This window comes from Pseudomonas emilianonis, assembly GCF_023072625.1.
In the GTDB taxonomy this organism is placed as follows: domain Bacteria; phylum Pseudomonadota; class Gammaproteobacteria; order Pseudomonadales; family Pseudomonadaceae; genus Aquipseudomonas; species Aquipseudomonas paraveronii.
Genome location: NZ_JAKNRV010000196.1, coordinates 1 through 9,583, shown reverse-complemented (window position 1 = coordinate 9,583; position 9,583 = coordinate 1). Strand labels below are relative to the sequence as shown.

Annotated in this window: 9 protein-coding genes; 4 read left to right on the top strand and 5 right to left on the bottom strand. The window is 63.1% G+C overall.

The features are described from left to right. The 5 genes from L9Z73_RS18705 to L9Z73_RS18685 all read right to left on the bottom strand — a co-directional run. Positions 1-538: AMP-binding protein (locus L9Z73_RS18705; protein ID WP_247403877.1), on the bottom strand; the 538-nt coding region annotated here is incomplete at its 3' end. A 114-nt stretch (positions 539-652) separates the two neighbouring features. Continuing rightward, positions 653-2,086 carry an LLM class flavin-dependent oxidoreductase gene (locus tag L9Z73_RS18700; protein WP_247403874.1) on the bottom strand — a complete coding sequence of 478 codons (1,434 nt, stop codon included), beginning with the start codon at positions 2,084-2,086 and terminating at the stop codon, positions 653-655. Then, positions 2,086-2,445, bottom strand: a complete 360-nt coding sequence (locus tag L9Z73_RS18695) for an acyl-CoA dehydrogenase (protein WP_247403871.1) — start codon at positions 2,443-2,445, stop codon at positions 2,086-2,088. Before L9Z73_RS18695 ends, L9Z73_RS18700 begins: the two co-directional genes overlap by 1 nt. 13 nt (positions 2,446-2,458) lie before the next feature. After that, positions 2,459-3,655: an SfnB family sulfur acquisition oxidoreductase gene (locus tag L9Z73_RS18690; RefSeq protein WP_247403868.1), complete on the bottom strand. Its 1,197-nt coding sequence runs from the start codon at positions 3,653-3,655 to the stop codon at positions 2,459-2,461. 155 nt (positions 3,656-3,810) lie between these two features. Further along, positions 3,811-4,374, bottom strand: a complete 564-nt coding sequence (locus tag L9Z73_RS18685; protein WP_247403865.1) for a helix-turn-helix domain-containing protein — start codon at positions 4,372-4,374, stop codon at positions 3,811-3,813. Between the two features lie 92 nt (positions 4,375-4,466). On the opposite strand from L9Z73_RS18685, the gene L9Z73_RS18680 reads away from it, so the two are divergent. The 4 genes from L9Z73_RS18680 to L9Z73_RS18665 all read left to right on the top strand — a co-directional run. After that, positions 4,467-5,396: a DMT family transporter gene (locus L9Z73_RS18680; RefSeq protein WP_247403863.1), complete on the top strand. Its 930-nt coding sequence runs from the start codon at positions 4,467-4,469 to the stop codon at positions 5,394-5,396. A gap of 210 nt (positions 5,397-5,606) precedes the next feature. After that, complete coding sequence (locus L9Z73_RS18675; protein WP_247403859.1) at positions 5,607-8,528, top strand: monovalent cation/H+ antiporter subunit A; 2,922 nt, start codon at positions 5,607-5,609, stop codon at positions 8,526-8,528. Next, the gene (locus L9Z73_RS18670) at positions 8,528-8,872 is read left to right on the top strand and encodes a Na+/H+ antiporter subunit C (protein WP_007986256.1); all 345 of its coding nucleotides are present in this window, start codon (positions 8,528-8,530) and stop codon (positions 8,870-8,872) included. The genes L9Z73_RS18675 and L9Z73_RS18670 overlap by 1 nt, the downstream gene beginning before the upstream one ends. After that, on the top strand, positions 8,869-9,583 hold a 715-nt coding region (locus tag L9Z73_RS18665), incomplete at its 3' end, for a proton-conducting transporter membrane subunit (RefSeq protein WP_282598676.1). The genes L9Z73_RS18670 and L9Z73_RS18665, both read left to right, overlap by 4 nt.

The window sequence follows — 9,583 nt, the reverse complement described above, 5'->3', positions numbered from 1 at the left end:
GCCAATGGGTGCCCTCCTCGCTCCACAGCACGCTCTCGCCGGCAGGGTGCCACCAGCGGCTGAGGGGGCGGGCCGGATCGACGGGGCCAAGCAACTGGCCGAAGTCCAACACATTGATCGATGCCCCAGGCTGCTGCCGGCGATCGTGCACATGGGCATGGCTCGGACGAATGCGCCAGAGTTGTTGACGCAGGGCCTCGGGTTCCAAGTCATCGGCCAGGGTCAGCACCTGGCCGCCGACGGATTGGGCGGCCAGCGCCAGCAGCAACAAATTGGGCTCGAAAGCACCGCAGAGCGCCAACCGCGATTGTTCGTTGAACCCCTGCTGGCGCAAGCCATCGGCCAGACGCTCGACATCGCGCAAGGCGTCGATCCAGCGCCAGGCGTACCACTGGCCCTGGCGCTTGTGGCGCAGGGCGGTGTGCAGCGGCGTGATTTGCGCCCAGTGGCGCAGTTGTTCCAGGGCCTTGGGCCGGTGACCGAGCAGCTCGGCCGGCCATTCCAACGCCAGTGGGCGTTTGAGGTCATGCACGCTCATAGGGGTAATGCTCCTATTGGGTGGGTAAGCGTGCGGTGGTCCGCTGGCTGATGTTGATCAGGCAATGAAGATCGAAACGTGGGAGGGGGCTTGCTCCCGATAGCAACGGATCAATCAAATATGTTCTAACTGACCCTCGGCTATCGGGAGCAAACCCCCTCCCACATTGGATTTGTTTTGGCCGGACAAATCGCGGTAGCCGGCGCCAGGGTGGTTCGACGGCAACCTCGGGCCTTCACCAAACAACTTCTCGCGCAAGGTGCCCTGGGCGTATTCAGTCTTGTACACGCCGCGCTTTTGCAACTCCGGCACCAGCAGCTCCACCGCGTCGATAAAGGTTTCGTGGGTCAGCGCATAGGCCAGGTTGAAGCCGTCCACGTCGGTCTCTTCCACCCACTCCTGCAGCAAGTCCGCCACGGTTTCCGGGCCGCCGACAAACAGCGGGCCAAACCCCCCGATGCCGACCCAGTCGGCCAGCTCTTTGGGGGTCCAGACCTTGTTCGGATCGGCCGTGGAAAACGCTTCCACCGCCGACTGAATGGCGTTGGTATGCACATGTTTGAGCGGCTCGTCGGGCTTGAACTGGCTGAAATCGATGCCGGTCCAGCCGGAGATCAGCGCCATGGCCCCTTCGTAGCTGACGTAGGATTTGTATTCCTCGAACTTGGCCTTGGCCTTCGCGTCGGTCTCGCCGACGATCACCGTCTGCAGATTGAAGATCAGGATCTTGCGCGGATCACGCCCGGCCTCGGCCGCACGGCGACGAATGTCGGCGACGGTCTTTTTCAGCTGCACTTTGGACGGCGCGGCGACAAACACACACTCGGCCTGTTCGGCGGCGAACTGCTTGCCACGGCTGGACGCGCCCGCCTGGTACAGCAACGGCGTGCGTTGCGGCGACGGTTCGCATAGGTGAATGCCGGGCACCTGGAAGTGTTTGCCGACGTGGCGGATCTCGTGGATCTTGCTCGGGTCACTGAAAATCCGCCGCTCGCGGTCACGCAGCACCGCGCCGTCTTCCCAACTGCCTTCCCAGAGTTTGTAGCAAACCTCCAGGTACTCTTCGGCGTAGTCGTAGCGTGCATCGTGTTCGGTCTGGGCGTTCTGGCCGAGGTTCTTGGCGCCGCTTTCCAGGTAGGAGGTAACAATGTTCCAGCCGATCCGGCCCTTGGTCAGGTGGTCGAGGGTAGAAAGGCGCCGAGCGAACGGATACGGGTGTTCGAAGGACAACGACGCGGTCAGGCCAAAACCCAGGTGTTCGGTGACCAGCGCCATCGGTGCGATCAGCGACAGCGGATCGTTGACCGGCACTTGGGTCGCCTGGCGAATCGCCGCGTCGCCATTGCCGTTGTACACATCGTAGATACCCAGCACGTCGGCGATAAACAGGCCATCGAACTTGCCACGCTCGAGGATTTTCGCCAGGTCGGTCCAGTATTCCAGGTCCTTGTACTGCCACGAGCGATCACGCGGGTGCGCCCACAGGCCGGGGGATTGGTGGCCGACGCAGTTCATGTCGAAGGCATTCAAGCGAATTTCACGGGCCATCAAACAGCACTCCCGGGGGCGACACCGTTGAGGTGGTAGTTGCCGACAATCTGGTACTTCCAGCGCAGCGGGTCTTCGAGGGTTGGCGCCAGCGCGGTGCAGTGGCCGGTCAGTTCGAATTCGGCAGCGCTGGCGAACAGCAACGCTTCGGCGGCGGCGATCTGCGCTTCGGTGAAGGCGACAGGCGTTGGGTGGGTTTGGGCGTATTCCAGCAACGCGGCGGCCACCTCCACGCGGATCTGCCAGTCGCCGAAGCGGCTGATCACGTAGGGGTCATCACTTGTTTGCACAAGACGTCGGGTGCTCTCCAGCAATTGGCGAGCCTGGTCCAGCGCGGTGGGTTGGGTCAGTGCATTCATGGGGGCAGGCTCCTCAGTTCCAGGCATGGCGTGCGGGTTTGACGCCGTTGAGCACGAAGTTACCGATCAGGTGGTATTTCCAGCGGGCCGGATCGTGCAGGGTGTGGGTGCGCGCGTTGCGCCAGAAGCGGTCGAGGTTGTGCTTGCCGGTCACCGAGCGGGTGCCGCCCAGCTCGAAGAGCTTGCTGCTGGCGAGCAACGCGGTTTCGGCCGACAGGACTTTGGCCTGGGCGACGATCAGCGAGGCGTTGGCGACGGTGTCTTCGTTCGGTTCGGCGAGGGCCTGATCGACCGCCTTGCCGGCCTTGGCAAGAATGGCTTCGGTGCCGTGTACGCGCCATTCCAGATCACCGATGGCGGCGATGGTGAATGGGTCCTGCCAGCCGTGATCCTGTTGGCTGTCGATCCATGGACGGGCCTGGCGCGCGTAGATTTTCGCTTGTTCGAGGGCGCCCACGGCGATGCCGGTGTCGATCGCCGCCTGGATGATTTGCGAAATCGGGCCGTCGGCGGTCGGTTGATCGAACGCCAGGTGCGCTGGAATCACCGCGCTCAGGGGCACCGTCACGCCGTCGAGAGTCACGCCGCCGCTGGCGGTGGTGCGCTGGCCGAAGCCGTCCCAACTGTCGATGACCGTGAGGCCCGGCGCATCGCGCTCGACGAAGGCAATAAAGGCCTTGCCCTGTTCGTTGGTGCCAACGGCGGGCACGATATGGGCGAACAGCGCGCCGGTGCAGTAGAACTTCTCGCCATTGATCTGGGCGTGATCCGCGTGTATGCGAATCTGGGTGTCGAAGGTACCGGCGTTTTTGCTCTTGGCCTCGGAGAAGGCATTACCGAAACGGTAGCCGGCCAGGACCTTGCCGAAGTAGTGGCGCTTTTGCTCCTCGCTGCCGGTTTGCAGCAGGATATCCACCACACCCAGGTGGTTCTGCGGGATCTGCCCCAGGGACGGATCGGCGGCGGCGATCAACTTGATCACCTCGGCCACCGTCACATAGGACACTTCGGCACCGCCGTAAGCCTTGGGGATGGTGATACCCCACAGGCCACTGGCGGAAAATTCGTCGAGTTCGGCCACCGGCAGGCGGCGCTCGCGGTCGCGCACGCTGGCATCGACGGCGAAGCGCGCGGCCAGGCGCGTGGCGACCTCGATGGCTTCAGCGTCTGAACGGATGATATGAGCAGGGTGTTGAGGGTGGGCTGACATGGGCCGACTCCAGAGTCCAAGGGGATACCGGAGTGATTGCAGGAGTCGTGCCTGAAACCAATCATCAATAAAATCAGTGACTTGCTAACATTTTAACGCATGGACAGCCGCTTGCGATCAAGCAAAGTGCCCATCCACTGTTGCCCGGTAAACAGTTAGATCACCACATTGCGTACAAAGCGCACCGCCACGTCGCCGTCATTGCGATAGGCGTGGGCCTGGCGGCTGGCGAACATGAAGAACTCACCGGCGGCGACCGGCTTTTCCTGGTCATCCAGCACCAACGTCAGGCTGCCTTCGAACACGAACAACTGCACGCTCCAGCCATCCGGGTCCGGCTCGGGGCTGTAGCGATCGCCCGGCTCCAGGCGCATTTCCCACAGTTCGACTTCACGCCGCGCCGTGGCTTTGGCGAGCAGTACGGCTTTGCTGCCGGGGATGTCCCCGGCCCAGGCCAGTTCGTTGATGCGGCTATGGTCAGGTGCGTCGGGTGCCTGGATCAGGTCGCTGAAGGCTACGTCCAGCGCTTCGGCGACACGGTCGAGGGTGGACAGGCTGACGTTTTTCTCGCCGGCCTCAATGGCCACCAGCATGCGCCGGCTGACCCCGGACTTTTCCGAGAGCGCCGTCTGGCTCAAGTCGGCGGCATGACGCAGGCGACGAACATTCTGGCTGACGTGCTGCAGGACCGAGGCCCGTTGCGGATTTTCTTTGTGCACTATATTGCTCAATGGGTGGGTGTGCGCAGTATACTGCCCAGCGTGCGACGCATTGTGCGTTCCGCGCCCTTCCCTTGCAAGACTGAGCCGCCATGACCACCCCGAATGCTCCCTCGCGTTTCAACCGCTTCAGCAAAGCCGAATGCATCCTGGTGTTCATCACCATGATCTGGGGCGGCACCTTTTTGCTGGTGCAGCACGCCATGACGGTCAGCGGGCCGATGTTTTTCGTGGGCCTGCGGTTTGCCGCGGCGACGATCGCGGTGGGCTTTTTCTCTTTGCGCACCCTGCGCGACCTGACCCTGTTCGAGTTGAAAGCCGGGGTATTTATCGGCGTTGCGATCATGTTCGGCTACGGGTTGCAGACCATCGGCCTGCAGACGATTCTGAGCAGCCAGTCGGCATTTATTACCGCGCTCTATGTACCTTTCGTGCCGTTGTTGCAATGGCTGGTGCTGGGCCGTCGGCCGGGGTTGATGCCGAGCATTGGCATCATGCTGGCGTTCGCGGGGTTGATGCTGTTGACCGGCCCTGCCGGTGCCTCGCTGAATTTCAGCCCCGGCGAAATCGCCACGCTGATCGGCGCGGTGGCGATTGCCGCCGAGATCATCCTGATCAGCGCGTTTGCCGGGCAAGTGGACGTGCGTCGAGTGACCGTGGTGCAACTGGCCACCGCGTCGTTGTTGTCGTTCCTGATGGTGGTGCCGATGGGCGAGGCGCTGCCGGGGTTCTCCTGGCTGCTGTTGTTCAGTGCGGTGGGCCTGGGCTTGACCAGCGCAGTGATCCAGGTGGCGATGAACTGGGCGCAACAGAGCGTTTCGCCGACGCGAGCCACGTTGATTTATGCCGGCGAGCCGGTGTGGGCCGGCGTGGTTGGGCGGATTGCCGGGGAGCGGTTCCCGCCGATTGCGATGGTCGGGGCGGCGTTGATCGTGGCGGCGGTGGTGGTGAGCGAGCTGAAGACCCGCGGGCAGAAAGCCGTCGAATTGCAAAATGCGAAGGAACAGGAGCAGCAGGGGTAAGGTCCGAGCTGTAGCGGTGGCAGTCAAATCGCCATCGCGGGCAAGCCCGGCTCCCATCTGGGGCGGTGGCGTTTGTGGGAAAGGGGCGTTTGAAACAATGCCAAATGGGCGTTTTCAGCCTACCTTGTAGGATTCAGCCACATGTTGCCGTTTGGTGATCGACAAAGCGGCACGTATGATGCATCCCAAACTCCCGCAGATTAGAGCCCTATGTCCCTGATAGTTCTACTGCTTCTGCCTTTTATCGGCAGCTGTCTGGCGGCCTTGCTGCCGCACAATGCGCGTAACACCGAATCCCTGCTGGCCGGCCTTATCGCCCTGGCCGGTACCGTTCAAGTCGCCCTGCTCTACCCTCAAATCGCCCACGGCGGAGTGATCCGCGAAGAATTCATGTGGTTGCCCAGCCTGGGCGTGAATTTCGTCTTGCGCATGGATGGCTTCGCCTGGTTGTTCTCGATGCTGGTACTCGGCATCGGCACGCTGGTGTCGCTGTATGCGCGTTACTACATGTCACCGGACGATCCGGTGCCACGCTTCTTTGCGTTTTTCCTGGCCTTCATGGGGGCCATGCTCGGCCTGGTGATCTCCGGCAACCTGATCCAGATCGTGTTTTTCTGGGAACTGACCAGCCTGTTCTCGTTCCTGCTGATCGGCTACTGGCACCACCGCGCCGATGCGCGACGCGGCGCCTACATGGCGTTGATGGTCACCGGCGCAGGCGGTTTGTGCCTGCTGGCTGGGGTGATGCTGCTGGGGCATATCGTCGGCAGCTATGACCTGGACCAGGTACTGGCGGCGGGCGATCAGATTCGCGCGCACTCGCTGTACCCGGTCATGCTGGTCCTGGTGCTGGTTGGTGCCTTGAGCAAAAGCGCGCAGTTCCCGTTCCACTTCTGGCTGCCCCACGCCATGGCGGCACCGACGCCGGTATCGGCCTATCTGCATTCGGCGACGATGGTGAAGGCCGGCGTGTTCTTGCTGGCCCGCCTGTGGCCGTCGCTGTCCGGCAGCGACGAATGGTTTTGGATCGTCGGCGGTGCTGGCGCCGTGACCCTCCTGCTCGGCGCTTACTGCGCCATGTTTCAGAACGATCTCAAGGGCCTGCTGGCCTACTCCACCATCAGCCACCTCGGGCTGATCACCCTGCTGCTCGGCCTCAACAGCCCGCTGGCCGCCGTCGCTGCGGTGTTCCATATCCTCAACCATGCCACCTTCAAGGCCTCGCTGTTCATGGCGGCCGGCATCATCGACCACGAAAGCGGCACCCGCGATATCCGCAAGCTCAGCGGCCTGGTGCGCTTGATCCCGTTTACCGCGACCCTGGCGATGGTGGCCAGTGCGTCCATGGCCGGCGTGCCGTTGCTCAATGGTTTCCTGTCCAAAGAGATGTTCTTCGCTGAAACGGTGTTTATCTCAGCGACCGCCTGGGTGGAAATCGCCCTGCCGGTGATCGCGACCATCGCCGGCACGTTCAGCGTGGCCTACGCGCTGCGCTTTACGGTGGATGTGTTCTTCGGCCCGCCCGCAACCGACCTGCCCCACACCCCGCACGAGCCTCCACGCTGGATGCGTGCGCCGGTGGAACTGCTGGTGTTCACCTGCCTGCTGGTGGGGATCTTCCCGGCCCAGGTGGTCGGCTCGATCCTCGCCGCCGCCGCACTGCCGGTAGTCGGCGGGGTGTTGCCAGAATACAGCCTGGCCATCTGGCACGGCTGGAACGCACCGATGATCATGAGCCTGGTGGCGATGTCCGGCGGCGTGGTGCTTTACCTGCTGCTGCGCAAGCAACTCAAGCGCGGGCGCTTCAAGTACCCGCCGATCATCAGCTACTTCAATGGCAAGCGCGCCTTCGAACGCTGCCTGGTGGTGATGATGCGCGGCGTGCGCAGGATCGAGAAACGCATCAGTACCAAGCGCCTGCAGACGCAGTTGTTCCTGCTGGTGCTAGTCGCCGTGATCGGCGGCATGATCCCAATACTCAACAGCGGCCTCAGTTGGGGCGACCGGCCGAAGATCCCGGGGTCCATCGTATTCGTCACCCTGTGGCTGCTGGCGATTGCCTGCGCCCTCGGTGCCGCCTGGCAAGCCAAGTACCACCGGCTGGCGGCCCTGACCATGGTCAGCGTGTGCGGCATGATGACCTGCATCACCTTCGTGTGGTTCTCGGCGCCGGACCTGGCGCTGACGCAGTTGGTCGTGGAAGTGGTGACCACCGTGCTGATCCTGCTGGGCCTGCGCTGGCTGCCACGACGGATCGAAGAAGTCTCGCCACTGCCCAATACGTTGCGCAAGGCACGCATTCGCCGCTTGCGCGACTTCCTGCTGTCCACCGTGGTCGGTGGCGGCATGGCGCTGCTGTCCTATGCCATGCTGACCCGCCAGACGCCCAACGATATTTCCTCGTTCTACCTGAGCCGCGCCCTCCCCGAAGGCGGCGGCAGCAATGTGGTAAACGTGATGCTGGTGGATTTCCGTGGCTTCGACACCCTGGGCGAAATCACCGTACTCGGCGCCGTGGCGCTGACCGTGTACGCCCTGCTGCGGCGCTTCCGCCCCTCCAAGGAAAGCATGCAATTGCCCGCGCAACAGCGCCAACTCGCGCCGGACGTGGCCACCGACCTGATCAACCCACGCCAAGCCAGCGACACCGCCCTGGGCTACATGATGGTGCCGGCGGTGCTGGTGCGCTTGCTGCTGCCGATTGCGCTGGTGGTGTCGTTCTATCTGTTCATGCGTGGCCATAACCAGCCGGGCGGTGGTTTCGTCGCCGGCCTGGTGATGTCGGTGGCGTTTATCCTGCAATACATGGTCGCCGGCACCCAGTGGGTCGAGGCGCAGATGAGTTTGCGACCGATGCGCTGGATGGGCTTCGGCCTGTTCTCGGCGACCCTGACCGGCCTCGGTGCCTTGTTCGCCGGCTACCCGTTCCTCACCACCCATACCTGGCATTTGAGCTTGCCGGTGCTGGGCGACATCCATATCGCCAGCGCGCTGTTCTTCGACGTCGGCGTGTACGCCATGGTCGTCGGCTCGACGCTGCTGATGCTCACCGCTCTCGGTCACCAATCGGTGCGGGCCCATAAACCGAGCAACCAGCCGAAAACCGTTGCTACACCGGAAGGAGCCGCCTGATGGAAGAAGTCATCGCAATTGCCATTGGGGTCCTGGCGGCCTCCGGGGTCTGGTTGATCCTGCGACCACGGACGTTCCAGGTGGTGATGGGCCTGTGCCTGTTGTCATACGGGGTCAACCTGTTCATTTTCAGCATGGGTAGCCTGTTTATCGGCAAGGAGCCGATCATCAAGGACGGCGTGCCGCAAGACCTTTTGCACTACACCGATCCCCTGCCCCAGGCGTTGGTGCTGACGGCGATCGTGATCAGCTTCGCCATGACCGCGCTGTTCCTCGTGGTACTGCTGGCGTCGCGGGGCCTGACCGGCACCGACCATGTGGACGGCCGGGAGCCCAAGGAATGACGTGGGTCAATCAACTGATCGTCGCGCCGATCCTGCTGCCGTTGCTGACCGCTGCCCTGATGCTGATGCTCGGCGAGAAGCACCGCCCGCTCAAGGCGCGTATCAACCTGTTCTCCAGCATGCTCGGCCTCGCTATCGCGATCTTGCTGCTGTACTGGACGCAACAAGGTGGCCCCGGCTCGATTGGCGTGTACCTGCCCGGCAACTGGCAAGTGCCGTTCGGCATCGTGCTGGTGGTGGACCAACTGTCGGCGCTGATGCTGGTACTCACCGGGATCATCGGCGTGAGTGCGCTGCTGTTCGCCATGGCCCGCTGGGACCGCGCGGGCACCAGTTTCCATGCGTTGTTCCAGATCCAGATGATGGGCCTCTACGGCGCCTTTCTCACCGCCGACCTGTTCAACCTGTTCGTGTTCTTCGAGGTGTTGCTGGCGGCCTCCTATGGTTTGATGCTCCACGGTTCCGGCCGTGCGCGGGTGTCGTCGGGGCTGCATTACATCGCGATCAACCTGCTGGCGTCGTCGCTGTTCCTGATCGGCGCAGCGCTGATCTATGGCGTCACCGGCACGCTGAACTTCGCTGACCTGGCGCTGAAAATCCCGCTGGTGCCGGAGGCCGATCGCGGCCTGTTGCACGCGGGGGCGGCGATCCTCGCCACCGCGTTCCTGGCCAAGGCCGGCATGTGGCCGCTGAATTTCTGGCTGGCGCCTG